The 25614-nt window shown below is 46.3% G+C and carries 19 protein-coding genes and 10 tRNA genes; 26 read left to right on the forward strand and 3 right to left on the reverse strand.

The window, feature by feature from the left end:
• Positions 1 to 7: 7 nt before the first annotated feature.
• Complete coding sequence (gene hemA / locus IY568_RS20700) at positions 8 to 1264, reverse strand: glutamyl-tRNA reductase (RefSeq protein ID WP_194868547.1); 1257 nt, start codon at positions 1262 to 1264, stop codon at positions 8 to 10.
• 83 nt (positions 1265 to 1347) lie between these two features.
• On the opposite strand from hemA, the gene lolB reads away from it, so the two are divergent.
• From lolB to IY568_RS20780, 16 genes are all read left to right on the forward strand, one after another.
• Positions 1348 to 1935 (forward strand): lipoprotein insertase outer membrane protein LolB, encoded by a 588-nt coding sequence (gene lolB, locus IY568_RS20705; protein WP_194868548.1) that lies wholly within the window; start codon positions 1348 to 1350, stop codon positions 1933 to 1935.
• Entirely contained in the window at positions 1932 to 2789 is an 858-nt protein-coding gene (ispE, locus tag IY568_RS20710; protein ID WP_194868549.1) for a 4-(cytidine 5'-diphospho)-2-C-methyl-D-erythritol kinase, read from the forward strand. The genes lolB and ispE overlap by 4 nt, the downstream gene beginning before the upstream one ends.
• A 78-nt stretch (positions 2790 to 2867) precedes the next feature.
• On the forward strand, positions 2868 to 3815 hold the full coding sequence (locus tag IY568_RS20715; RefSeq protein WP_010386544.1) for a ribose-phosphate pyrophosphokinase: 948 nt from the start codon (positions 2868 to 2870) through the stop codon (positions 3813 to 3815).
• Between the two features lie 199 nt (positions 3816 to 4014).
• Entirely contained in the window at positions 4015 to 4623 is a 609-nt protein-coding gene (locus tag IY568_RS20720; RefSeq protein ID WP_010386545.1) for a 50S ribosomal protein L25/general stress protein Ctc, read from the forward strand.
• Between the two features lie 19 nt (positions 4624 to 4642).
• Positions 4643 to 5227 carry an aminoacyl-tRNA hydrolase gene (pth, locus tag IY568_RS20725; RefSeq protein WP_049864750.1) on the forward strand — a complete coding sequence of 195 codons (585 nt, stop codon included), beginning with the start codon at positions 4643 to 4645 and terminating at the stop codon, positions 5225 to 5227.
• 117 nt (positions 5228 to 5344) lie between these two features.
• Positions 5345 to 6436 (forward strand): redox-regulated ATPase YchF, encoded by a 1092-nt coding sequence (gene ychF, locus IY568_RS20730; protein ID WP_049864749.1) that lies wholly within the window; start codon positions 5345 to 5347, stop codon positions 6434 to 6436.
• A gap of 244 nt (positions 6437 to 6680) precedes the next feature.
• Positions 6681 to 6757: transfer RNA gene (locus IY568_RS20735), tRNA-Met, on the forward strand.
• 39 nt (positions 6758 to 6796) lie between these two features.
• A tRNA-Leu gene (locus tag IY568_RS20740) sits at positions 6797 to 6881 on the forward strand.
• A gap of 39 nt (positions 6882 to 6920) precedes the next feature.
• Positions 6921 to 6995, forward strand: a tRNA-Gln gene (locus IY568_RS20745).
• Positions 6996 to 6997: 2 nt separating this feature from the next.
• Positions 6998 to 7074 (forward strand) — tRNA-Met (locus tag IY568_RS20750).
• Positions 7075 to 7078: 4 nt separating this feature from the next.
• A tRNA-Leu gene (locus IY568_RS20755) sits at positions 7079 to 7163 on the forward strand.
• Between the two features lie 36 nt (positions 7164 to 7199).
• A tRNA-Gln gene (locus tag IY568_RS20760) sits at positions 7200 to 7274 on the forward strand.
• A gap of 94 nt (positions 7275 to 7368) precedes the next feature.
• Positions 7369 to 7453, forward strand: a tRNA-Leu gene (locus IY568_RS20765).
• A 117-nt stretch (positions 7454 to 7570) separates the two neighbouring features.
• A tRNA-Gln gene (locus IY568_RS20770) sits at positions 7571 to 7645 on the forward strand.
• Between the two features lie 116 nt (positions 7646 to 7761).
• Positions 7762 to 7846: transfer RNA gene (locus tag IY568_RS20775), tRNA-Leu, on the forward strand.
• 139 nt (positions 7847 to 7985) lie between these two features.
• Positions 7986 to 8070: transfer RNA gene (locus tag IY568_RS20780), tRNA-Leu, on the forward strand.
• 128 nt (positions 8071 to 8198) lie between these two features.
• Here IY568_RS20780 and IY568_RS20785 read toward each other — a convergent pair.
• Positions 8199 to 9362, reverse strand: coding sequence for an FAD-dependent oxidoreductase (locus tag IY568_RS20785; protein WP_194868550.1), 1164 nt, complete (start codon positions 9360 to 9362; stop codon positions 8199 to 8201).
• A 326-nt stretch (positions 9363 to 9688) separates the two neighbouring features.
• On the opposite strand from IY568_RS20785, the gene miaB reads away from it, so the two are divergent.
• From miaB to lnt, 5 genes are read left to right on the forward strand one after another with little or no spacing between them, the layout of a single operon-like run.
• Positions 9689 to 11122, forward strand: coding sequence for a tRNA (N6-isopentenyl adenosine(37)-C2)-methylthiotransferase MiaB (miaB, locus tag IY568_RS20790; protein WP_125564387.1), 1434 nt, complete (start codon positions 9689 to 9691; stop codon positions 11120 to 11122).
• A gap of 53 nt (positions 11123 to 11175) precedes the next feature.
• Positions 11176 to 12258: a PhoH family protein gene (locus IY568_RS20795; protein WP_194868551.1), complete on the forward strand. Its 1083-nt coding sequence runs from the start codon at positions 11176 to 11178 to the stop codon at positions 12256 to 12258.
• Positions 12258 to 12716, forward strand: coding sequence for an rRNA maturation RNase YbeY (gene ybeY, locus IY568_RS20800; protein WP_125564383.1), 459 nt, complete (start codon positions 12258 to 12260; stop codon positions 12714 to 12716). The genes IY568_RS20795 and ybeY overlap by 1 nt, the downstream gene beginning before the upstream one ends.
• A gap of 22 nt (positions 12717 to 12738) precedes the next feature.
• Positions 12739 to 13617, forward strand: a complete 879-nt coding sequence (corC, locus tag IY568_RS20805; protein WP_058797374.1) for a CNNM family magnesium/cobalt transport protein CorC — start codon at positions 12739 to 12741, stop codon at positions 13615 to 13617.
• Positions 13595 to 15175, forward strand: coding sequence for an apolipoprotein N-acyltransferase (lnt, locus tag IY568_RS20810; RefSeq protein WP_194868552.1), 1581 nt, complete (start codon positions 13595 to 13597; stop codon positions 15173 to 15175). Before corC ends, lnt begins: the two co-directional genes overlap by 23 nt.
• A gap of 31 nt (positions 15176 to 15206) precedes the next feature.
• Here the strand turns inward: lnt and IY568_RS20815 are convergent, their stop codons facing one another.
• Positions 15207 to 15551, reverse strand: a complete 345-nt coding sequence (locus IY568_RS20815; RefSeq protein WP_138539646.1) for a hypothetical protein — start codon at positions 15549 to 15551, stop codon at positions 15207 to 15209.
• Between the two features lie 518 nt (positions 15552 to 16069).
• Between IY568_RS20815 and IY568_RS20820 the strand changes: the two genes are divergently transcribed.
• The 5 genes from IY568_RS20820 (at position 16070) to IY568_RS20840 (ending at position 25114) form a co-directional block, all read left to right on the forward strand.
• Positions 16070 to 16336 (forward strand): helix-turn-helix domain-containing protein, encoded by a 267-nt coding sequence (locus IY568_RS20820; RefSeq protein WP_125564378.1) that lies wholly within the window; start codon positions 16070 to 16072, stop codon positions 16334 to 16336.
• Positions 16320 to 16844, forward strand: a complete 525-nt coding sequence (locus IY568_RS20825; RefSeq protein ID WP_125564376.1) for a GNAT family N-acetyltransferase — start codon at positions 16320 to 16322, stop codon at positions 16842 to 16844. Before IY568_RS20820 ends, IY568_RS20825 begins: the two co-directional genes overlap by 17 nt.
• A 341-nt stretch (positions 16845 to 17185) precedes the next feature.
• Positions 17186 to 19729 carry a hypothetical protein gene (locus tag IY568_RS20830; RefSeq protein WP_194868553.1) on the forward strand — a complete coding sequence of 848 codons (2544 nt, stop codon included), beginning with the start codon at positions 17186 to 17188 and terminating at the stop codon, positions 19727 to 19729.
• A 12-nt stretch (positions 19730 to 19741) separates the two neighbouring features.
• Positions 19742 to 24049 (forward strand): DUF637 domain-containing protein, encoded by a 4308-nt coding sequence (locus IY568_RS20835; RefSeq protein ID WP_194868554.1) that lies wholly within the window; start codon positions 19742 to 19744, stop codon positions 24047 to 24049.
• Between the two features lie 3 nt (positions 24050 to 24052).
• Entirely contained in the window at positions 24053 to 25114 is a 1062-nt protein-coding gene (locus tag IY568_RS20840) for a hypothetical protein (protein WP_194868555.1), read from the forward strand.
• Positions 25115 to 25614: the final 500 nt, after the last annotated feature.

A 25614-nucleotide genomic window follows, 5' to 3' on the forward strand; every position in this document is an offset into this window, starting at 1 on the left:
TTAACTTTTATTCCTGCTCAATACCTAATGCTTGTTTTAATACTGCAATACGCTCTATATCGCCCTCTTTTGCCGCCGCCTGAATGGCACGGGTCGGTGCATGAGTGAGCCGATTGGTGAGCTTGTTTGCCAACTCTAACAAGACCTTTTCTGAATTCTTACCCGATTGTAGCTGATTTAACGCCTTTTCCACGAGCTCTAATTTAATCGTCTGTGCGGATTCACGATATTCCCGGATCACATCCACAGAGGTCAGTGAACGCTGCCACTGCGCAAATTCATGCGTTTTATCGTCAATGATTTGTTGTGCTTCACGTGCAGCTTGTTCCCGCGAAGCTATGTTTTCGTTCACAATCGCCTGTAGATCATCCACGGTATACAAATACGCAGCATCTAAGTCATTCACCTGACTTTCAATATCACGCGGTACCGCAATATCAACGAACAACATCGGCTTGTGTTTACGCTTTTTCAGTGCTTGCTCTACCACGCCTTTACCTATGATGGGCAAGGTACTGGCCGTGGAGCTGATCACAATATCAGCCTGATGCAATTGCTCCGGCAACTGAGCCAAAGAAATAACATTGGCACTGATTTCATTTGCCAGCAGTTGCGCCCGTTCAATGGTACGGTTGGCCACGGTGATAGCTTTTGGGTTATGTTGAGATAAGTGCTTGGCAACCAACTCAATGGTTTCACCCGCACCAATTAGCAACACATTGGTCTTTTCCAGCTGGCCATAGATGTGCTTTGCCAAATTAACTGCGGCATACGCAACAGATACCGCACTAGCGCCAATTTCGGTTTCGGTACGAACTTGCTTTGCTACTGAGAAGGTTTTCTGAAATAAGCGTTCAAACACAGGCTGAATGCCATTGTGTGCCTTTGCACTATTATAAGCTTGCTTAATCTGCCCCAGGATCTGTGGCTCACCTAATACCAGCGAATCCAATCCACAAGCAACGCGCATCAGGTGGTTAACGGCGTCCTGATTGTGGTGCACATAGACGTTCTCAGCCAATTCGTGCTCTTCTATCTGGTGAAATTGCGCAAGCCAACCCAGAAGCGCTTGGGAATTCGGGTCCCCAAGGCTACAATAGATTTCGGTCCGATTGCAGGTAGAAACAATCACGGACTCATTAAACTGCGGTAACTCAGACAGCTGCTGTAGCGCATCCGATAGTTGTTGCGGAGAAAAAGCGACTTTTTCCCTCAATTCGACGGACGCGGTTTTGTGATTGATCCCAAGTGCGATGATGGTCATAACTGCCAGTATTGCTCAAGCCCTGCTTTAAAGCCGCTAATTTTACCAAAAATCAATCGAATATGGAAAGTAAGGAACTTAGTTTGAAACAGTTTCATTTGATTTTGCTCATGTTTTTATTGTTTCTGAGTGGGTGTGCACAGCGTATTACGCCGTCTGATGAGCATACACAGCAAAATCGTCCCGAAAGTTATAACAATTGGCGGGCAACGGGTAAGCTCGCATTTATCTCTCCCAAGGAGCGCCAGTCCGCCAATTTTAACTGGCAATACCGCGAACAAAAACAAACTCTGACACTAAATACATTTATTGGTACCCAGGTATTAAAACTCGAAGAACTTGATCAGTACAGCACACTCACGCTCGAAGATAAAACTTACACCAGCGACGACAGCAGTGAACTGGTATATCGTCTGAGTGGCTGGCAACTGCCGGTATCGCAGGCACCGCAATGGTTGACAGGTCAAATAGACGCGCCCAACAATCAATATAATCAAAAGCAACAACTTACCCAGGCAACCTGGCAAGATAAGCAGGGCTTGCGCTGGCAGGTCGCCTACCAGACATATCAACGCGTCAACGGGCTCGAACTGCCAACCCGACTCACACTGACGCACAATGACATCACCATCAAAATCCGTATCAGTAATTGGCACTTTGAGACCTTATGAAACCACTTAAATTAACCGCTCCGGCAAAACTCAACCTGTTTTTACACATCAATGGCCGCCGTGCTGATGGCTACCACGAGCTGGAAACCCTGTTTACCTTACTGGAGTACGGCGATCAATTAACCTTCGTTCCACTGGAACAAGATACCATCGAGATCCATGGTGATGTTGCGGATATCCCGTTGCAGGATAATTTAATCTTTCGAGCTGCCAACGCGCTGCGTCCGTATAAATCCTCTGCTGAGGGGGTTCGTATTCACTTAACTAAAAACCTGCCTATGGGTGGCGGTGTTGGCGGTGGTTCATCTGATGCAGCCACCACATTACTGGCACTCAACACCTTATGGCAATGTAACCTGTCCATCGCCCAACTCGCCGATATTGGATTGACACTCGGGGCTGATGTGCCTGTTTTTGTACACGGAAAAACGGCGTTAGCTCAGGGAGTTGGAGAGAAATTGAGTCCATACCCTATCACCGAAAAATACTACCTGGTGGTATTTCCTAATGTCCATGTCAGCACCGTAGAGGTCTTTACACATCCAGATTTACCCCGGAAAACTCCCAAATTATCAGCTAACTGGGCATTAGAGCAAACACACAATGACTGTCAGGAATTAGTTAAAAAGCTCCACCCCGAGGTTGATAAAACCCTGAGCTGGTTGTTAAGATATGCGCCGTCCAGACTGACAGGGACAGGAGGGTGTTGCTTTGCAGAATTTGAATCTGCGCAAGCCGCACAGCGTGTCCTCGAACAACTTCCCTCTCCCTGGACAGGCTTTATTAGCCAAAACGCTCGCGAGTCAATTGCCCACAGGCAACTGGCTGCATGGCGTAAAGATGAAGTAAAATAGTTTAAGTTAGCTTGTTTTGACACTGTCACAGACGACGTCATTGCATACATAATATTACAGTGCCTGAGGAACCCTACCGTGCCCGACATGAAGCTCTTCGCTGGTAACGCAACACCTGAGCTAGCTCAAAAAGTTGCAAAACGTTTGTTTATCGAATTAGGTGATGCCGTTGTAGGCCGTTTTAGCGACGGTGAAATCAGCGTTCAAATTAATGAAAATGTTCGTGGTTCTGATGTCTTCATCGTTCAGTCCACTTGCGCACCAACCAATGACAACCTGATGGAACTCATTGTTATGGTGGATGCGTTACGTCGTGCTTCAGCAGGTCGTATTACAGCTGTTATCCCATATTTTGGCTACGCCCGTCAGGACCGTCGTGTACGTTCTGCGCGTGTACCAATCACAGCTAAAGTTGTCGCAGACTTCTTGTCAAGCGTTGGGGTTGACCGCGTACTAACCGTTGATTTGCACGCTGAGCAGATCCAGGGCTTCTTCGATGTACCTGTTGATAACGTGTTTGGTAGCCCGGTACTACTTGAAGACATGAAAGAGCGTGACTTCGACGACGTTGTTGTCGTATCACCGGATATCGGTGGTGTAGTTCGTGCGCGTGCAATCGCGAAACTTCTGGATGACAAAGACCTGGCTATCATCGACAAGCGTCGCCCACAAGCGAACGTGTCTCAGGTCATGCACATCATTGGTGACGTAGAAGGTCGTGACTGTATCATCGTTGACGATATGATTGATACCGGTGGCACACTGTGTAAAGCCGCTGCGGCACTAAAAGAGCATGGCGCTAAGCGTGTATTCGCTTACGCAACTCACCCGGTATTGTCTGGTAATGCAGCTGAAAACCTGCGTAACTCAGTAATCGACGAAGTGATTGTCACTGACTCAATCACCTTGTCTGACGAACTGAAGTCTGTTGACAAGATCAAAGTACTGACTCTGGCTGATATGCTGGCTGAAACCATTCGCCGCATCAGCAATGAAGAGTCTATCTCTGCGATGTTTGAACACTAATCTGTGTTTATCCGCAAATAAAAAGCACCTCAGGGTGCTTTTTTTATGTCCAAAGGTTTGCAAGGCTGCCGGTAAGTGGTATATTAGCGCGCCTTTTTACTGGGCTTGCTTTGGATACAACCACGGTGAGTTCGGTGATTTACCGAAGTGCTTGGTCGCGAGCCCTTCGAAGTATTAACTAAAATAATTGGAGACACTCATGTCACAATACGTATTAAACGCTGAAGTACGCGAAACTCTGGGTACTGGTGCGAGCCGCCGCCTACGTCGCGCTGATAAAGTTCCTGCTATCCTTTACGGTGCAGGCAAAGACGCTGTTTCGCTTACTCTTGAGCACAACAAAGTTATCCAGATGCAAGAAGACGAAGGTTTCTACACGCACATCCTGACTCTGAACATCGGTGGTGAGTCTGTTGAAGCTATCCTGAAAGACATCCAACGTCACCCGTACAAGCCTAAGGTAACTCACCTTGACTTCCAACGCGTTGACGCTTCTCAAAAGCTTCACACTAAAGTTCCTGTACACTTCATCAACGAAGAAGCAGCAACTAAAGGCGGCAACACGATTGCTCACCACGTAACTGAAATCGAAATCACATGTCTGCCAGCTCAGCTTCCTGAGTTCGTAGAAGTTGACGTAGCAGCTATCGAAGTTGGCGCAACTGTACACCTTTCAGACATCGCACTTCCAGCTGGTGTAGTTTCTGTTGAGCTTGCTAAAGGTGCAGACCACGACCAAGCGGTTGTGACTGTAAACGCACCTAAAGGCGGCGCTGCTGAAGAAACAGCTGAAGAAGCTGCTGAATAATTTTTAAGGTGTTAGCACCTTGAATACTATTCAAATGCTAGTGGGCCTGGCAAATCCAGGCCCCGAATATGCAAACACCCGTCACAATGCCGGGGCTTGGTTTATCGAAGAACTGGCCAGGCGCTACAACGTCCCTCTCAAACCTGACTCCAAACATCATGGCCTTAGCGGCAAGCTGATCCTGAACAATCAGGAATTTAAGCTTCTTATTCCAACCACTTTTATGAACCTGAGCGGTAAAGCTGTAGGTAGCCTGGCTAATTTTTATAAAATACCGCCTGAGCAAATCCTGGTTGCACATGATGAAATGGATATGGATCCCGGTGTCGCCAAACTCAAAAAAGGCGGCGGTCATGGCGGACACAATGGCCTGAAAGACATTATCGCCAAGCTGGGCAATAACAAAGAGTTTATGCGTCTACGCATTGGGATTGGCCACCCTGGACACCGAGATAAGGTGACAGGCTGGGTACTGGGCAAGGCGCCTCAGGCAGATCAGGAAAAAATTGATGCAGCGGTGGATGAAGCCGTACGTTGCATGGAAATCCTGGCCAAAGACGGTGTGTTAAAAGCACAAAATAGACTACATTCTTTTAAGCCGTAACACCGACGTACAAGTCCCGTTACTGCTGTGATTGATCGCTTAATATCAGTCGCAAGATATAAGAATCCGGCCATGCCGGATTTTGTCCGATTGATAGCAAATTAAAGGTTTTAAACTATGGGTTTTAAATGTGGCATTGTTGGCCTACCTAACGTTGGTAAGTCAACCCTATTCAATGCATTAACCAAAGCGGGCATCGAAGCCGCGAACTTCCCTTTTTGTACTATCGAACCAAACACGGGCGTTGTTGCCGTTCCGGATCCTCGTTTGGATCAACTGGCTGCGATTGTTAATCCACAAAAAACCATTGCCACAACAATGGAATTTGTTGATATTGCGGGTCTGGTAAAAGGCGCATCAAAAGGTGAAGGTCTGGGTAACCAATTCCTCGCAAACATTCGCGAAACCGATGCGATTGGTCATGTAGTTCGTTGCTTTGAAGATGAAAACATCGTACACGTATCTGGTCAGGTAAACCCGGCGGATGATATCGATGTCATCAACACAGAACTTGTGTTATCCGACATGGAAGCAGCCGACCGCGCAGCGCAGCGAAATGCTAAAAAAGCCAAAGGTGGCGATAAAGACGCTAAATTCCAAAACGAAGTCTTGGAAAAAGTCAAAGCACACCTTGATGAAGGTTTAACACTGCGTTCATTGGAACTGACTAAAGAAGAGCTGGCTGCAATCAAGCCACTGAACTTCTTAACGATCAAACCGACTATGTATATCGCCAACGTCACTGAAGATGGTTTTGAAAATAACCCATTTTTAGACAAGGTACGTGAAATTGCCGCAGCGGAAGACGCTGTTGTAATTCCAGTCTGTGCCGCGATTGAGTCTGAGCTGTCTGAACTTGAAGAAGAAGACAAGCTTGAGTTTATGGCCGACCTTGGTCTGGAAGAACCGGGGCTTAACCTGGTGATCCGCGGTGGGTACGAGCTACTAAAACTGCAAACCTACTTTACTGCTGGTGTAAAAGAAGTACGTGCATGGACCATTCCTGTCGGTGCAACTGCGCCACAAGCAGCAGGTAAGATCCACACTGACTTTGAGCGCGGTTTTATTCGTGCACAAACCATTGGTTTTAATGATTACATTGAATACCAGGGCGAAAGCGGTGCTAAAGACGCAGGTAAAATGCGCCAGGAAGGTAAAGATTACATCGTTAAAGACGGCGATGTGATGAACTTCTTGTTCAATGTCTAAGTAACGCACTCAATACTGGCAGGCAAAACCTGTCTTACAAAAAGCGCCTCATGGCGCTTTTTTTGTCTTTCTATTACACTGGACGCGAAATTATTAGCCTAATTGCATTAAAAACACGCTGGTTCGCTTAATTTATCTGCAAACAAACTGTGTTAGGTATTTTTTTGCAAAAAAGGTGTTGACGACATACGGCCATATACGCATAATACGCCCCGCATCAGCGATGATGAGAAATTAAAGAGATGGCTATGTAGCTCAGCTGGTTAGAGCACATCACTCATAATGATGGGGTCCCCTGTTCAAATCAGGGCATAGCCACCATGCTTTAATTACTACCAAAACTCATCTAGCTAGCAAGACGCGGAAGTGGCGGAATTGGTAGACGCGCTGGATTTAGGTTCCAGTATCTTCGGATGTGAGAGTTCAAGTCTCTCCTTCCGCACCATGTTCTTTTAAGTCAGAACTAAAACAGATTTAGTTTCGTTGGAGTATCGCCAAGCGGTAAGGCAGCGGGTTTTGATCCCGCCATTCCCAGGTTCAAATCCTGGTACTCCAGCCAATGGCTATGTAGCTCAGCTGGTTAGAGCACATCACTCATAATGATGGGGTCCCCTGTTCAAATCAGGGCATAGCCACCACGTTGCGGAAGTGGCGGAATTGGTAGACGCGCTGGATTTAGGTTCCAGTATCTTCGGATGTGAGAGTTCAAGTCTCTCCTTCCGCACCATGTTCTCGATAAGAACTAAAATAATCAACTTTTCGTTGGAGTATCGCCAAGCGGTAAGGCAGCGGGTTTTGATCCCGCCATTCCCAGGTTCAAATCCTGGTACTCCAGCCATCTCTTATGAGATAAAAATGCGGAAATGGCGGAATTGGCCAGACGTCTTGAATTGGACGCTGGATTTAGGTTCCAATATCAAAGCAAAAAACATGCGGAAGTGGCGGAATTGGTAGACGCGCTGGATTTAGGTTCCAGTATCTTCGGATGTGAGAGTTCAAGTCTCTCCTTCCGCACCATGTTCTTCAATTTGAACTAAAACACTTGATTACGCTTTTTATTTCTGTAGTATCAAGCGTTAAGAAGAAGGATATTATCGATTTAGATTTATCTGGATTCAAGATTTGAATTATTGCTGGAGTATCGCCAAGCGGTAAGGCAGCGGGTTTTGATCCCGCCATTCCCAGGTTCAAATCCTGGTACTCCAGCCATCTCTTCACGGGATGGAAATTCAGTTAAATATACGATGCAGAAGTGGCGGAATTGGCTGTTGTCGAATAAGACGCAGGATTCAGGTTTCTTTTGATTGTATTAATAGAGATTTAATGCGGAAGTGGCGGAATTGGTAGACGCGCAGGATTCAGGTTTCTGTAACTTCGGTTGTGAGAGTTCAAGTCTCTCTTTCCGCACCATTTAACTCTTATCTTAAAATCTTAAAACTTTTCTTCTTTTTAAAAATCAAATATACGATGCGGAAGTGGCAGAATTGGCTGTTGTCGAATGAGACGCAGGATTCAGGTTTCTTTTTCATTAGTAAGCTAAATATACGATGCGGAAGTGGCGGAATTGGTAGACGCGCAGGATTCAGGTTTCTGTAACTTCGGTTGTGAGAGTTCAAGTCTCTCCTTCCGCACCATTTAGTTCTAAGACATCCAAAATTCCATTTTTATTCCTCCGAAGCATCCTAATTATTTATCCATTTTCACTATAATTTCCATTTAGTTTTATTGCTTTGCTATCTGTTGTTCCTATTATGAATGACGTCTAAACGACGCCACCCATTGCATGTTTCAATACTTCACGTTTAATTGGACCGGCATGATTAGCCACTTTTAACACCAGGTTGCGTAAATGCTTTAATGGTGCAATTTCGTTAGAGAAGCCAAAGTAGCAAGCGTCCATCATACTCATCATCATCAGATTATCGTTACGACGGCTCTGCTCATAGCGGCGCAGCAAAGCGGCGTTACCAATGTCTTCAGCGCCTTCCAGTACGCTTGCCAGCGCAGCCACATCTTTGAATCCTAAATTAACTCCCTGCCCAGCCAATGGATTGATGGTATGTGCTGAGTCGCCAATCAAGACAACACGCCCCTGATGGTATTGATTAGCATGTTGTCTGGCTAACGGAAATACCGCGCTTTGCAACACCTCAAACTCACCGGGTAAATCGAAGAAGTGATTTTGTATCTCCTCCTTTAACTGTGCATTCGATAACGTCTTCATCTGCGCCAGCTCATTGCCATGGTGATACCAGATCAGATTGGCGTACGGGTATTGCATAGGCAAAAAGGCAATCGGTCCGGACGGCTTAAACTGCTGCCAGGTTTTTACCTGCTGCGGCGCATCCAGTTTGATCAGCACACCCATACAATGCTGCTGATATTGCCAACCGGTCACCCCAATGCCAGCCAGTTTGCGTACCACAGAGCGCCCTCCGTCAGCTGCTAAGAGTAAATCGGCCTGATAGCTTTGCTCCGGGTAAATCAACTCAACCGAATCAGTATCTTGCTTGATTGCCTGAGGCGTGCCAGACACCTGCTCGACCTGAATGCAAAGGCGTTCGAATTGTGCCCATAAACTGGCCTGAATAAGACGGTTTTCGACAATGTGGCCTAAATGCGTTGCAGCCAGCTCCTCGCAATCAAATAACAGGCTGTTATTTTCCTGCTCATACGCTTCGAGCTGTTGATACGGTGCCAGCCTGGCATTGCGAAGCATCGGCATTGCCTGCAGCTCATCCAGCAAGGCTTCTGAAAAGCGATTAATGGCTGAGACTCGAATATCAATGGTCTCGTCTGTCAGTGTCTGCATGGCATCCAATGGGTGCGTTTCGAGCACTGTGACCGCCAGACCTTGCTGTGCGAGCTTCACGGCAGCCGCTGCGCCAACCATGCCACCACCGACTATCAGCACTTTGTTTTTCATACCCTTTTTCCTTAGTTCAGCTTGCTAAGTTATATCCCGCTATTGTAACCCAATTCGTTCTGAAAGGTTTATCGCCCTGCATATTGTAGCTGAGCAAATACAAGATGCCTTGATCTTGGTTTTTAAAGTTAAAAACTATACTTGGCTAGTGTCATTAGGTCATATAAAATACGCGTCCTTTAAACTAATTTCACGCAAGATCCTGGCAAGGATACAGACTATGCTCTGTATTGATCTAGGAGATGAGCGGGTCGGCTTAGTGACATTAGTTGTTTTAGCGTCGCACATCGTGCTATTCACCGAGTTGAAAACGAGGCATTATTTCAATGAGTAAAAAGTTGCATATCAAAACCTGGGGCTGTCAGATGAACGAGTATGACTCCCAGAAAATGGCGGATCTGCTTGATTCCACCAATGGCTATCAGCTAACAGAAGAAGCTGAACAAGCGGATGTGATCCTACTCAATACCTGTTCAATTCGTGAAAAAGCACAGGAAAAAGTATTTCACCAGCTGGGCCGCTGGAAGTTGCTAAAAGACGATAATCCAGATTTGGTTATTGGTGTAGGTGGCTGTGTAGCCTCTCAGGAAGGCGACACAATCCGCCAACGTGCGCCCTTTGTCGATATCGTTTTCGGTCCGCAAACTTTGCACCGTCTGCCTGAAATGATTAAACAGGTCCAAAGCAAGCAAGGCTCTGTGGTCGATATTTCATTCCCGGAAATCGAAAAGTTCGATCGCCTGCCAGAGCCAAAAGCAGAAGGCCCGAGTGCGTTTGTATCCATTATGGAAGGCTGCTCTAAATACTGTACTTTCTGCGTTGTACCTTATACGCGTGGTGAGGAAGTGAGCCGTCCTCTAGATGATGTTTTACTTGAAGTTGCGCAACTGGCAGAGCAAGGTGTGCGTGAAGTCAACCTGCTGGGTCAAAACGTCAATGCCTATCGCGGTGAAATGCATGATGGCGAAATTTGCTACTTCTCTGATCTGCTGCGCTTTGTCGCGGCTATCGATGGCATCGACCGCATTCGTTACACCACCTCACACCCAGTTGAGTTTACACCTGACATCATCGATGCATACGCAGACGTACCAGAGTTGGTAGATCACCTGCACTTACCGGTTCAAAGTGGCTCAGACCGCATTCTGAACCTGATGAAGCGTGGCCATACAGCACTGGAATACAAGTCTACGATCCGCAAACTACGTAAGATCCGCCCGAACCTAAGCATGAGCTCAGACTTCATTATTGGCTTCCCGGGAGAAAGTAAAGCGGATTTCGAAGCGACCATGAATCTGATCAACGACATTGGCTTTGATATGAGCTTCAGCTTTATCTATTCAGCTCGTCCAGGTACGCCGGCATCGGATCTGCCTGATGATGTAACCGAACAAGAAAAGAAAGAGCGTTTGTACTTGCTGCAAAATCGCATCAATCAGATGGCACAGGACATCAGCCGTAAAATGCATGATACTGAGCAACGCATCCTGGTTGAAGGTCCTTCGAAAAAGAACCCAATGGAATTACGTGGCCGTACCGAGAATAACCGGGTTGTGAATTTTGAAGGTCCACACTCAGTGATCGGTCAGTTCGTTGACGTACGTATCACTGAGGCGCTGCCCAATTCATTGCGTGGTGAACTGATCAGAACTGAAACTGAGATGGACTTACGCCGAGATGTTGCACCTTCGGATATCTTAAATCGTGCACCAGCAGAACCAGAAGCCAATGAACTGGGTGTTGCGACCTTTACACCTTAGTCTTGGAATTTCGACGCCAGCTGATGCTGGCGTCTTGTTATTAGGAAGTTGTTTTGAGTAACCAAGTCAAGAATATCGAATTTTATCTGGAACCCTCCGACAATCACCGCCTATCTTCTTTATGCGGGCCTTTTGATGACAACCTGAAGCAAATTGAACGTCGTCTGGGCATTGAAATTACCCACAGAGATAACTGGTTCAAAGTCACAGGCCAACCGGTTGTGGCTAAAGCTGCGGTCGATATTTTAAAATCCCTGTATGTAGAAACTCAGCCCGTACGCGGCAAGTTTGCCGATATTGAGCCAGACCAAGTTCATTTGGCTATCACTGAGGCCAACTGCCTGGAGCAGGAAGCCCCAGATGTGTGGGAAAAAGAAGTCTTTATTAAAACACGTCGTGGTGTGGTTAAGCCCCGCAACCCCAACCAGAGCCAGTATGTGGCCAATATTCTGACCCATGACATCTGTTTTGGTATCGGTCCGGCAGGGACAGGAAAAACCTACCTGGCAGTAGCGGCGGCGGTAGATGCCCTGGAACGCCAGGAAATTCGTCGTATTCTGTTGACTCGTCCGGCCGTTGAAGCGGGTGAAAAGCTGGGTTTCTTGCCTGGCGACCTGACACAAAAAATAGACCCTTACCTACGTCCGCTTTACGATGCGCTATTTGAGATGCTGGGTTTTGAAAAAGTCGAACGTTTGATCGAAAAGAACGTGATTGAAGTTGCACCACTAGCGTATATGCGTGGCCGGACACTGAACGATGCCTTTATAATTCTCGACGAAAGCCAGAACACCACCACAGAGCAGATGAAGATGTTTCTGACCCGGATCGGTTTTAACTCGAAAGCCGTGATCACGGGTGACATCACTCAGGTGGATTTACCTCGCGGTGCGCGCTCTGGTCTGCGCCATGCCATTGATGTATTGGGAGAGGTTGACGAGATTTCGTTTAACTTCTTTAAATCTCACGATGTGGTACGCCACCCAGTAGTGGCACGCATTGTTGAGGCCTACGAGAAAAAAGAAGAAGCCGAGCGAAAGGAAAAGTTTAACAAACAGCAGGCAAGATTACAGGCACAGGCCAATACCACGCCGACTGATACACAACCCAACGCCAACGACGAGGAGCGCTCATAATGTCGCTTGAGGTAGATCTACAGATTGCCAGTGACTTCGCCAACCTGCCTTCGGCTGAACAATTTCAGTTGTGGGCCGAAAAAGCACTCCTTACGTATAAGGAAGAGGCCGAGGTTACCATACGAATTGCAGACGAAGCAGAAAGCCAGGAGCTGAACAGCCAGTACCGCGGAAAAGACAAGCCCACCAATGTGCTGTCTTTTCCTTTTGAAGCACCACCTGGGATTGAGCTACCACTGGTTGGTGACCTAATTATTTGTCCTCAGGTTGTTTTTCGAGAGGCCGAAGAACAGGAAAAAACCTTCCACGATCATTTTGCTCATATGGTGGTACACGGGTGCTTGCATTTGTTGGGCTTTGACCATATAAATGAACAGGACGCCGATGAAATGGAAAGTCTTGAAAAAGAATTCTTAGCCGATCTGGGCATTGCTGACCCATATCGAGATGACGTTTAACCGACTGGAGTAACACACCGCAATGAGCGACGAAAACTCGCAAAGTAGTCAGGGTTCTTCGAGCAAGACCTGGCTGGGACGCATCACACAGATGCTGCAAGGGGAACCCCAAAACAAAGAAGAGTTGGTAGAGGTAATTGCCGACGCACAGGAAAGAGCCCTGATCGATCCTGAAACCAAAGACATGATGGAAGGCGTACTCAGTGTTTCTGAGTTAAAAGTCCGTGACATCATGATACCGCGTTCACAAATGGTGACGTTGGATATTGATCAGGACCTGGAGTCGCAGTTACCCGCAATGGTTGAATCCAGCCATTCGCGTTTCCCGGTCATTTGCGAAGACAAAGATCATGTCGAAGGCATTTTGCTGGCCAAAGATCTGTTACCCCTGATTGTTCAGCGTGACAGTGAATTACCAACCATTCGTGAGTACTTGCGCCCGGCGGTTGTGGTTCCTGAGAGTAAACGTGTTGATGCGCTGCTCAATGAATTTCGACAAAAACGTTACCACATGGCGATTGTCATTGATGAGTACGGAGGTGTTTCAGGCCTGGTGACCATTGAAGACATTCTTGAGACCATCGTCGGTGAGATCGAAGATGAACACGATAATGAGGACGAGCAACAGGCCATCCGCCAGTTGTCTAAGCACGTGTTTAACGTTCAGGCTCTGACACCATTGGATGAGTTTAACGAGTACTTCAAAACGGAATATGATACGCAGGAAGCAGACACCATAGGCGGGATAATCTTGCATGCATTTGGCCATATGCCAAGCCGCGGCGAAACCATTGACATTGCCCCATTGCAGTTCAAGGTCACCAACTCGGACAATCGCCGCATTTTGCAGTTACAGGTGACGATGCCAAAAACCGAACATGTTGAAGACGTTCTCGAATAAACTCACCGCCCTACTGAAAGACAAGTTTACGTGGCTGGCACTGCTTAGCGGTGCCTCACTGACCTTCAGTTACGCGCCATTTGGACTATGGCCAATCATCTTTGTCGCGCTCGCAGTTGCGTGTTTTGTAACGGATCAGCCCACGACCCGACAAGCAGCCAAGTATGGTTTTTTATTTGGCTTTGGCTGGTTTGCGGCCGGAATAAGCTGGGTGCATGTATCAATTGCTCAGTTCGGTGGTTTACCCCTACCAGCTTCGCTGTTATTAATGGGCCTGCTTTGTGCCTATCTGGCTATTTACCCTGCACTGGCCTTTGCGCTGGCAACACGCTTCTCAGACAAGCCCTGGCAACGTGTCGCATTGCTGCTCAGCGGGTTTGCGATATTTGAATATCTGCGCGGCACTTTACTGACCGGGTTCCCCTGGCTCAGTTTTGGCTATAGTCAGACCGATTCCCCACTAAACGTGCTCGCCCCCTGGATTGGTGAATTTGGTCTGACTCTGGTGTGTGTGTTGTTTGGTGCTCTTTTATACTACCTGCTCTGGTATAAACGCTATCAGTTAACTCTAATGACCCTGCTGCCTCTGTTTGCGCTCTCTTTTTTGACTCGTACGACAGATAACCCGGTTGAATACACGGGCGAGCAAACCCGCATCTTGTTGGTTCAGGGCAATATTCAGCAGAGCCTGCGCTGGGAACCAGAACAATTCTGGCCGACCATGTCAAAATACCAGGATATGACACGACCACTGTGGCAGCAGGCTGATCTGGTTGTCTGGCCAGAAGCAGCTATTCCGGAGCTTGAAGACTTAGCCTTCGACTTTTTGCACAACCTGGACAAAGCTGCTGCTTTTAATCAAAGTGCGTTAATCACAGGCATTCCTGATTATCAGTTTGACACCCGTAATGTCTACAACACCCTGATTGTAGTGGGTAAGCAACAGACAGACGACGAGCAGGGTCATTATCAGTACCTGCACACAAACCGCTATCAAAAACATCAGCTGCTCCCCATCGGAGAGTTTGTTCCTTTTGAAAAGTGGTTGCGGCCGGTTGCTCCCCTGTTCAATCTGGCCATGTCTTCCTTCTCTCGGGGTGACGCACAGCAAGCGAACCTGATAGCCAATGGGTTACATGTTCTGCCTGCTATCTGCTACGAAATAGCCTTCAGTGAACTGGTCAGAAACAACTACACCAGTCAGTCTGACATTCTCTTTACCGTCAGCAATGACGCCTGGTTTGGGGATTCACACGGCCCGCATCAGCATATGCAAATTGCCCGGATGCGCGCGCTGGAACTACAACGTCCTTTGGTTCGGGTAACCAACAATGGGATCAGTGGGATTTATGATCCACTTAGTCAGACACAGCACACCTTGCCTCAGTTTGTTGAGGAGACAATGTTACTGGACGTGAAACTGATGCGCGGGGACAGCTTTTATAGTCAGCATGGCAATAAGTGGGTTTGGCTCTTGGTAGCCACTTTAGTGGGGCTGGTATTGCTTAAAAGAAGTACATCTAAGCTGAAATCTAGCATGGAGCGTGACTATCTGTAGTTGGCGCACGCTCCGGGCAACGATCAGGGGATTACTGATTTACACGTAAATGATAAAGCCCGTGTCTGTGAAAGCTACTCCAGTTTGTGGCAGTACAGCTATTAAATTCACCATTCTTAAACCACAGAGTGACTGTTTTATCAGCCATGCTCGCCGCCAACATTTGACTAAAGATGACACGGCACGCTTCTGGTGTAAATGAGCCTGATTTTTGTGTGACGTTACATACATAATTCGCTTCGCCTAAGCCCGTGACACTCAGATAAACCGATCCGGCAGGAGTTATATCGACCGTTTTAACTTTTCCCCAACAGTCATATGCCTGGGCAGATAAACTTGCAACTGATAACGCTAACGTTGTTATTATCTTTTTCATCTATGATTTCCTTGTTCTAATTTTTAGGGTTGCTGTATTAGCAAGCGCACATCATAGCACACCCATTGTAGAAACAAACAGCGTCTATTCTCTCACGAACCGAACAGCCTGACCCACGCAAGAACAACTCGCAAAGTACACCGAAAGACAAACCCCGCCCCAGGGCGCCATGCTGTGTTCGTATCAGGATAACTCGTCACTATCACTTCGCACTATAGTGGCTTGTACAACGGCAAAAGTCGCTTTGTGAGTGTTCGATAGAACTTGCGCCATAAAGGGAAGCGTGTGCGCTTTTTCGGTGCACACTTGGCACTTTACACACTAATGAAAAATTCAACCTATTAATTTATAACAACTTTAAATTTTGGCATGTAACTTTCTTACTCCTGTGTAAACACGCGTAATAGGAGCATATGAAATGAAATCCTGGTTAGACACACTCACCCTCATCTGGCGGATAGACTACAGTGTATGGCCACCCTGTGACTCATTGTTCAATCACAGTTTGGAGCGTTGACATGGCGACTAAACTTTCCCCCGCCCACCCCAGTGTCCAACGAGCTGTTCATATGGTGCAGAGTCAGCAGCTGACCATTCACGAAGCAGCCAGCCAGTTTGCCTTGTCACAGCGAACACTCTATGCTGCACTGCGAAGCAAACAGCCCCAAAATCAGTCGCACTATGCGCAGCTTTTAGAACAAAAACAGCGTCTGGAATCTCAGTTAAACCAGATCTGTGAAGAGTTAGCAACCATGAAGGAGTGTGACTATGCCACTCATAATTGAACCCCTCGCCGAGCTCACCCCGTTACAACAGCAAATGCTTGCATCTCAACTACAAGCGTGTATCGCTCAGGGCGCATCATTGGGGTTTTACCACCCCACCTCTGACGCACACATGACCAACTACTGGTCACAGGTAAATACAGAACTTGGGCAGAATACACGCGTCATACTGGCAGCTTATCTGGAGCAACAATTAGTTGCCTCGGTACAACTCATTCCTTGTAAAAAACAAAATGGTAGACACCGAGGTGAGGTGGAAAAGTTACTGGTTCACCCGGATTATCAACGTCAGGGGATTGCCCAAGCACTGATGCAATATCTTGAGACATATGCCAATCAACTCGGTATGACGCTCTTGGTGCTGGATACACAAAGCGGCGATAGATCAGAGCTGTTTTATCAGGCTATCGGGTTTACCAAAAGTGGTGAAATCCCGCACTTTGTAAGTGATTCACAAGGTGCCATGCACGCAACCAGCTATTATTTTAAGCAACTGGGGTCTCACTAACTCCAGCAGCTTTACAACAGATGGCTCTCATAAATCGCAATGAGCCTGTGAAATAGTGAATAAAGTAAGCTCGACTCATTGCAATCTGCCCTACTAAAACCAAAAATTTGTATTTCAATTAAACCACTATACTATTTAGCATTTATCAACAAAGTAAAAGCATTTTACTTTGTCACACCACCAATAATTTCTTTAACGTCAACATTGTACCCTTAATAAAACCATGTGAAAATACAGCACCTAATAGTTAAAAAACAAAAGAGACAGGGATGATCATTAATAAATCAGCCTTCCTATGGAAATTATTATTCACATGCTTACTGTGGCACTGTGCTTTTAATGTGAACGCAACAACTGAGCAGGTGGCAGGGTTCCAATTCACGAAAACATCGGCTTTTTCTGTATCCAGTCATGTCAGTGCAAGCAGCGACTTTTTAGTGATAAACAGCGATTCAGAAACAGTGCAACTGGCATTTGAGCGCTTTGAAGTCACGAACAAACCGCTCCTCATTAAACTTGCAAACACCAGCCAGATTAAGACACTGGTTATCAAGTCTCGCTACTTTTCCCTCAGAGAGAAAATTTCGGTGGTGGGTAAACCCGTCAATATTATGTTTGTTTCTAGCTACGGAACGATCACTTGTACTAGCTGTTCATTCGAAAATGTTGAACGCATCACACTTGTGAACGGCACTTATGGATATGGCAGCAGCTCCAGTCGCGATAATATAACAACCAGAGCATCCGGGCGCGTTACCATCAATGGCCTCAGCGCTCCCGGCGCCCACTCACTTGAAGTGATGGCCGATCTGATCAGCACCTCGGGTACTATCGATCTTAACCTGCGCGCACAGCGTCACCCTCAGGGTGGGTTTATTTTCGCTGAAAATGGCGGATATGTACTCGGTTCTGGCGGGGTTAACCTGTATCCGGGCCTGTTGACCATCAAATATCAAGATCTGGATGTTCTGAGCGCGAGCAACAAAACCACCACTTACCAACCTGGCGGTATCTTTAAAGCGGCGAGCATTGGAATAGTTGCAGCGCAACCTGTGACGATTCCATCTGGTACTGAATTCAATACTATGTCCGACGCGCTCTCTACAAGCACGCGACAAGGCCACTTCCATGCCCCGGCAGAAGGGGTGTTCATTCAGATAGCTGAACATGAAAGCGCGGCATTAAAAATCTATGGCAAGCTTTATAGCGATCGTATTATTACAACAAAAACAATAGGTAATACGATTGTATATTCGAGCGCCCGGGTTATTGCTCAAACAGTTAAGCACTTCGCAGACGGATACCTGTTGAATCAGGGCTATATTGATGCGGACAATATCAAAGTTTCTACGGATCGCCTTATCAACTCCGGTACACTCAATGGGGTGAATATCACCGCAGAAACAGAAGGGGATGTGTACAATTCATTTGGTGGTGTGATTCAGGCAGGCAATTTAAGCCTGAATTTGAAAGATGGCGTGTTCACCAATGGTTCACGCACTCAAAAACTACACAGACCGACAAAGCAATCTCTTGCAGCGCCCTCAATTAACATCAATAGCCTTAAACACGGCCCTTACACCACTTATGGTACTGCTGGAGTAACACAAAGCCGCTTCAGTGCAAAAATCCATGCAAATACGATAAAAATCGTCGCCAAAGCCATAGAAAACATCAACCCTTATCATATCGAAGAGCCAACGGGAGTTGATTGGAGTCAAGGCATCAGTGTCAACACGACACAATCTGAGCAAGTATCGATTGCGGCAGAGTCGAAGATGGAGCTCAAAGCGAGCAAGTACATTCGCAACACCTCAGCCATCTTGCGCCTGAATCAACAAGGCTTGTTTCACATTGATACGCCATTGATATTCAATGAGCGCTACCGCCTGGAGACAACGGCTTACATCATCTCTCGTTATGCTTATACCGAAAACAACAAAGGTAGCCAAGATACGGTAGAGCAAGGTATCGGAACAAAAGTGGCAGCCTACTCTCCCCCAGGGCGGATAGTCAGCTTTGGAGAGTTTGAGATCGGCAGCAAGGCCCCCCCCTCAACCCGGCGTCGTTTTGTTAATGCGTTTTCTTATGTTGAATTGTTCGACAACGCCCGATTCCAAAAGCTTGATTTGGAATCAATCGGTATCAAACTAGGGAAAACAATTGCAAAAGAAGACTTTTATGCAATCAAACAGTGTACTGCCTTTGGTAACTGTGGCGGAGTGTCTGTTACAACCGCTGTAGAAGGTGAAACCTTGCTGGCCATTCATGGCAGTGTTTACGGTATTAACCCCAATATCGCAACTCAAAGCGACCTGACCAAAACAGACTCTGACTCACTGGATGCGACCATAAATGCCAAAATCAAAGAGTATTTCCAAAGGTATGTAAAATACGTTGATAAAGACACGTATGAGGGATACTCATGGCCCAGAGTCATCGATGATAAGTGGGTAAAAGTAAACCTCTATAAATGTGACGGATTCCGCGATCAAGATCATGGCCTGACCAAAACTGAAGACTGTCAATACTCCTCTGTAACGGTTCCATTAAGCACCGTGATTGGCGCAACCTCGACGGCCGACTTTGAAAACACAGGCTACACCTTCCAGCAAATTACCGACGCTGCGACAGCTTACGCACGATACCGACAAAATACCACAGGCGCAGAAGATTATCGTTGTTCTAATCGTCGCTACCGCTGCACCACACAAAACTTTTCATATCAAAATGCTGTAGTCAGTGAAGCAGGTAAAAAAATCACCATAAGCTACAAGTATGAAATCTCGATTGATGATGAACTAGATGATTTTGACAAACCTTTTATTCGTATGGTTTCCAAATCGACCCTGGTGACAGTGGCTAATTTGATGGCTGGGAAGTAAATGGAATTGACAATGAAAAAAAACAAATTAACTGACAAGCCTGTGCCCTTTTATAAGAAAGCCATCGCTTATTTAAACATTTTTATGCTGCTGGGGCAGATGAGTTTGCCAACCCTGGCATATGCTTATAATGCGTTTGATAAAATGGATACGACGCATTTTCTTAATAGCGAGCCTGCATTCACAAAAATCACAGGCAGTAGCCAAACGCAATATGCTAAATCAGAACATATTGTCGAGCAAACACGCGCTAAGTCAGCTCAAACCATCGCTGGCTTTCATGAGACCTTGCTAAACAACAGAAAGCAAGCGCTGCCTGCACCGCAATACATTCCAATAATGCATGAGGACATCAGGTTTATCTTTCCACATTACCCACTGGCAAAACAAATTGGTGATCGCTTCGTTCAGGCACGCCTGATCCGCTCACAAATTTATGCTGAGCTGGACCGGAACATGATCTCGCCATCTTATGCTGACGAAACAGCTCAGATAATTCAGCTGTATCAAAATGCTTATGAACTGGCTGGCAAAGCCAGTGTTACCTTTGGTGAGAAGATCTCCAAATCTGTGTATGACAGTTTTGGTAAAGACTTTATCTGGCCAGAGTTAAGAGTAATCAATGGAGAACAGGTACTGTCGCCAGTTGTGCACCTCAGTGCCAACACGTTGAAAACACGGTCCGTAAACGGACACATGGTTGAGTTTACCGGTAGCGATGTCAACTTCAGAGATATCACCGTTAATAGCGGTACTCTGCGCACCGGCAAAAACACCTATTTGCGAACGGCGCGCGATCTAACGGTTAACCCGGGTGCAGAAGTGGCATCTGACGGCGACCTGAACCTGTTTGTTGGGGGCACCCTAAGAAACCTATCCGGCAGTCTGACGGCGCAACAAAATGTCGATATTATTGCCGGCCAGTATATCCAAAAAACCCTGGTACACCGCTTTTCTAACCGCTATGAGCGCGGCTCCCGATTTGGCCAGATTGCATCGGTTAATGGTGACAATATCCGTATCCACAGTATGGGTGACATACTTGTTCAGGGCGGGATAATAACAGGCAACACCATCGGGCTGCGTGCCGACGGTAATATTCGATTAATTTCGCAGCAAACCAGCTACGTGAACAATCAACCCGTTGGCGAGTATTCACAGTCCACTTCTGAAATTAAACACCTGACGACTAAGCTCTCTGCCAAAGACAGTATTTACCTCATGGCATCGGGCGGTATCGAGCTTAAAGCCGCAGAGCTGTATGCAGATGAAGGCGTTATCGAACTCCTTGCCGGACAAGGGATTTTTATCTCCAACGAGTTTAATCAGTTCCAGAAACAATCTAATGCCAAGTGGGGTAAAACCACAGAGGAAGAGCAAGAGTTTCAAACCATTGCTATCCGCTCAGCCCTTGAGGCAGGCAAAGGTGTCATGATCGCCTCAGACTTTGGCGATATCACACTACAGGCTACCCAAATCACATCGGGCACAGGGACCACCATTGATGCCCGTAATGGCCGGGTTAACTTATTGCTGGCCAAAGAGCAGGACCATTACTTCTACAATAAAGTCAAAAAAGGCACCTGGAAAATCAAGACCGAAACCATACAGGATACGGTCGATACCGCAGTATATAACGAGATCATTGGTGGTGTACAAGTTAAGGCAACTCACGGTGTTACTCTGGAATTGGGTCAGTACGAGGGAGAGTCTATCAATGATGTGATGGGCAAACTGTCGCAAAGCGGCAGCCTAAGCTGGATGGTCGATGTCTATAACGACCCTCAATACAAGTGCCCGTCTCTTTTGTCATCTTCAGTGCCAGCTAATATCAGTGAGGATGCCTTCCTTGCTATGAAGCAAGACGCCGCTTTCAATAACTGTGACAGTACTCTCGACGTTATCTACAGTAAGCTGGAGAATATTCAAAAGCATGACAAAACCAGTACATTAAGCCCCGCAGCTATGGCAATTGTTGCAATTGCAGTTTCTGTTGCAATGGGGCCTGGTGCCGGTTTGGTTGGAAATACAGGAACAATCACGACTGCATTCGCAAACCCTGCGATAGGTGCAGCAATGTCGGCTGGCGCGGTGACACTGACGACTCATGCAGTATCAAGTCTTGCGGCAGGTAACAGTATCAACGATACGATAAATTCTATGCTAAGTGACGATAGCTTGAAGTCACTGGCCATCTCAATGGCAACGGCAGGTGTATTGAATAGCGAAACGTTCAAAAGCTTCAAGTTCTTCAACAATGCTAAAGTCGGATCAAGCTGGTATAACAGCGAGTTGGCGATCGATATCGGCCGACAGGCAACTCAGGCCATTTCCGAAAGTATCGTTAAAGCAGGTATCTCAACAGCCATCAATGGCGGCAGTTTCACGGACTTCAGAGATTCATTCAAAACATCGCTCAAAATGCATGCGGTTAATGAACTTGGCGAACACATGGCCGCTAAAATCGCAACCGCATTTGACCCTGAACTAAATGGTGGTCAAAACCTTGATGAGGCCATGAGGTATATATCTCATGCTGCAGTTGGCTGCATGATAGGCGTTGCAACAGTCCAAGCAACCGGTAACGGTGCGAGCAAAAACTTGTCTTGTGCCAGTGGTGCAGGCGGTGCAGTCATAGGTGAGTACATCGCATCTGAGTTAGAAAAATCAGATAAATTTATAGCAGCTAAAAATAAAGCAAAAGCTGAATTTGATGAATTTTTTGCGGGACAAAAGAACCAAATAAGGCAATGGAGTGAAGTTGAAGGGTTGAGCCCTCAAGAAATTGAGCAAAGACTTAATCAGGGGGCCTATCGTCTTGGCATATTTGCCGAGATGGATCGTCTCAGAGCAGCAGGTATTGATATCAGTAAACTCGGTGCTGCGCTGGGAGCTTTTGTCGCAGGTGCTGATGCCAACGCCATTAGAATTGCGGGTAATGCAGGTGCAAACTCGGCGGAGTTCAACAGCTTCTCAAGTTACAGCCCCGGGAAGATGATGCTTTCCGTCATTTCTGACTATGTCAATCGTTTGAGATCGAACCCAGATGGCGTACTTGGTGAAGAGCTTGGGATAGCTGCCGAAAACGTTTACCAAATGGGGTTAAACCTCGATATTGCGAAAGATCCAAGAATCCAGGAAGTATTTAACAGGCTACCTGAGCATATTGCTAAACGCCTTAATGAAGTTGCAGTCTCTCAAGAAGAGAAGGTTGCTATCTCTGCTGCTGTATTAGCGGGGATACTTGACGTCGGGTCAGGTATCGCGACGCAAGCTGAAGCTATGGTACGAATAGGAATGACGCTTAACGGCGACTCTCAAGCGGCTGAACAAAATGGTCAATTGCTCATCAATTCAGCTAACGATATCGCACAGCTAATTGAGCAACATGAGGAGGTGTTTGCACAAGTTCTGCATGTTATTGATACTGTAGGTACAGATAGAGAAAGCAGAACACTTTCAGCAAGGTTCGTGGCGGCGACAATTTCAGGAGGATTTGCAGGAGCCATGACAATGGGAGCCGTAGCTCCTTCTGTGATGGTTAAACTTTCTAATATTCTAAAAAGGTTAGAAGCTAAAGGCGTTGATACAACCCGGATGAAAGAGCTCACCGGGGTACAAGGAATTGATCTCCACGATACCAATAATGATGGAGTGCCTGACGAGGTGCAAATCAAAGTGCTGCCACCTCCCCCGGCAAACCTGCCCAACAACCTGGCGGTGCTGCGCACAGCAGAAGTTCGTAATACACCATTAGACCCTGCAGCAATGCGTGTCTTTTTGCGGAATGAAGGTGTAATCAAAGTTAATTCCGAAGGTGCGGAAACAAAACTCAGAAGTGTTGCCGTTGCGTCTGTTGTTGAAAAAGACGGCAGTGTTAGTCACTTCCTGGCCTTAAGCGGTCACCCTACCAAGAAATCTCCCTGGCAAAAGGAGTTAATGGACACCAAGCCGTGGGCAAATGGTTTTCAGCATGATGGAAAGGGCACACCAAGTGTTACAATTGATGGTGTACATTACAGAGTCATCATTTTTGACAATCATAAAGTGGCAGGTACCTATATTAAAAAACCAGGACGCGACGGTGATGTCAATCGTGATTTCGTAGATAATATGAACCATGCGGAAAAGAAACTGCAGGGCTTTTTAGTCGAGCACTACTCGGGCCATACAGGTAAAATTAAGTTAGCGGTTGAAAATACCAGTGCAACTAACCCTGGGATGTGTCAGTCTTGTAACTATAGTAAAGCAGATTTCGCAAATAAGATGGCTGGGGCAGATATCACTATGTACGATGATGTATTTAGAGAGAAAAAGTAATAAATGAATGAATCTAAAGTGTTACTAAATAAACTGCTGGGTCCCAGAGACCCAGCGCAGGCTAGGTGTATTGGCTTTTCAGCTAGTGATATTGAAAAGCTCCTGACGTGCGGCCCTGTTTCATTAAATAGATATACACAGTTTATTACGTTTCTTTCTGTCATGGGATTGGAAGATGGCGGATTGTTAGACTCGGACACTTTGCTCCACTTTCACCCTAGACAGAGTTTCATGGAAGTAAACAACCTGTCTGAGTTCCTTTTTGAGGAGTTGAGTGACAACCACTCAATTCCGCAAGCTGGAATCTACCTGTTGGAAGTCTGTGATGCAGAATATTTTTATTTTGACTGTGAGCATAACAATCAGCACGTGTACATATATAATAAAGCCAGTAAAAGTGTTCGGGATTCCGGCTGGGATTTCTTCACATACCTGGACAAACGTTGTGCTGCAGATAAATCAAGATTTCATCCCACCAAACGTTGCACCCGCTACCGGGAAGTTGTGCCTGAGCAGCTGCTAGCCATAAAAAACGCGCCTACTGAAAAGCAAGTCTCAGACTTTCTGAATTTGATGAATCATACACAGGTCTTTCCAGGCATAGCACGTCTGAAAGGGTACAGTATGCAGGAGATAGCCAGAATCGAAGCGTTATATAATATTGAAGCGAAAGGAGAGCTTCTTCTTTTTCTCTATACAATGGGTATAAACCAAGGGGGAGCACTACCTCCAATACCAGCCATACACAATAGTATGTCCTCACATCTGCATGCAATGAAGGAGTTGAGAGAATGGCTGGAAGAATACGACAGACCTGACTTAGCTGAAGCTGTATTTGCCTTCGATTTTGATGAAGAGCTTGATTGCTTCTTATTCTATACACAGCATGATGAAGGTGTTTACTACATAAACAGTAATGCTGACGAACTCTACAAAGAATTCGACTCTATTTCAGATATGCTAGGAAAGCGTGCTAAAAGTATAGAAAAGCATGGCATCAAATACCCAGCTGAAAACAGTGACTGTATTCGACTTTTCCATTTTGAAGCCGGCGCTCTTGGCTGAACTAATTTCTCCTCAAGTGGAGAGTGATACAAGGACAGCCGCACTCAGCGAAATTCTAGCTAAAGTTGTGTAATCACCACATGGACATCTACCCAAACTGGCGTACAAGCTATGCGCTTTCATTCAAGTGCCAGTTTAGGGTGGATGCTCATGTCGTATTATAAGCCCACCCAATAGACAGGCTTATAGTACTCAGCAGCTAAATAACCCGATATGCTCGCCGGGTTATGTTTAAAGCGGCAAAGTTTTAGCGTAAAAACTACCCCCCAATTCTCAAGTGATAGAAGCCATCCTCCTGCAAACTCTTCCAATCCTTTCTGTATTTTGCTTTAAGTTCATCACATGTTTTATCTGTTATAAACCACATTGAGAGTGTAACTCCCCCATAAACTGCAACAGTTCTTGAGTAGAATTTCCACTAACAGAAGAAGGAAGTTTTACGATGAGAAAAAGCAAGTTCACCGAATCACAAATTGTTGCCATGATCAAAGAAGCTGAAT

The sequence above is a fragment of the Pseudoalteromonas sp. PPB1 genome (assembly GCF_015356275.1).
GTDB classification, from domain to species: Bacteria; Pseudomonadota; Gammaproteobacteria; order Enterobacterales; family Alteromonadaceae; genus Pseudoalteromonas; species Pseudoalteromonas rubra_D.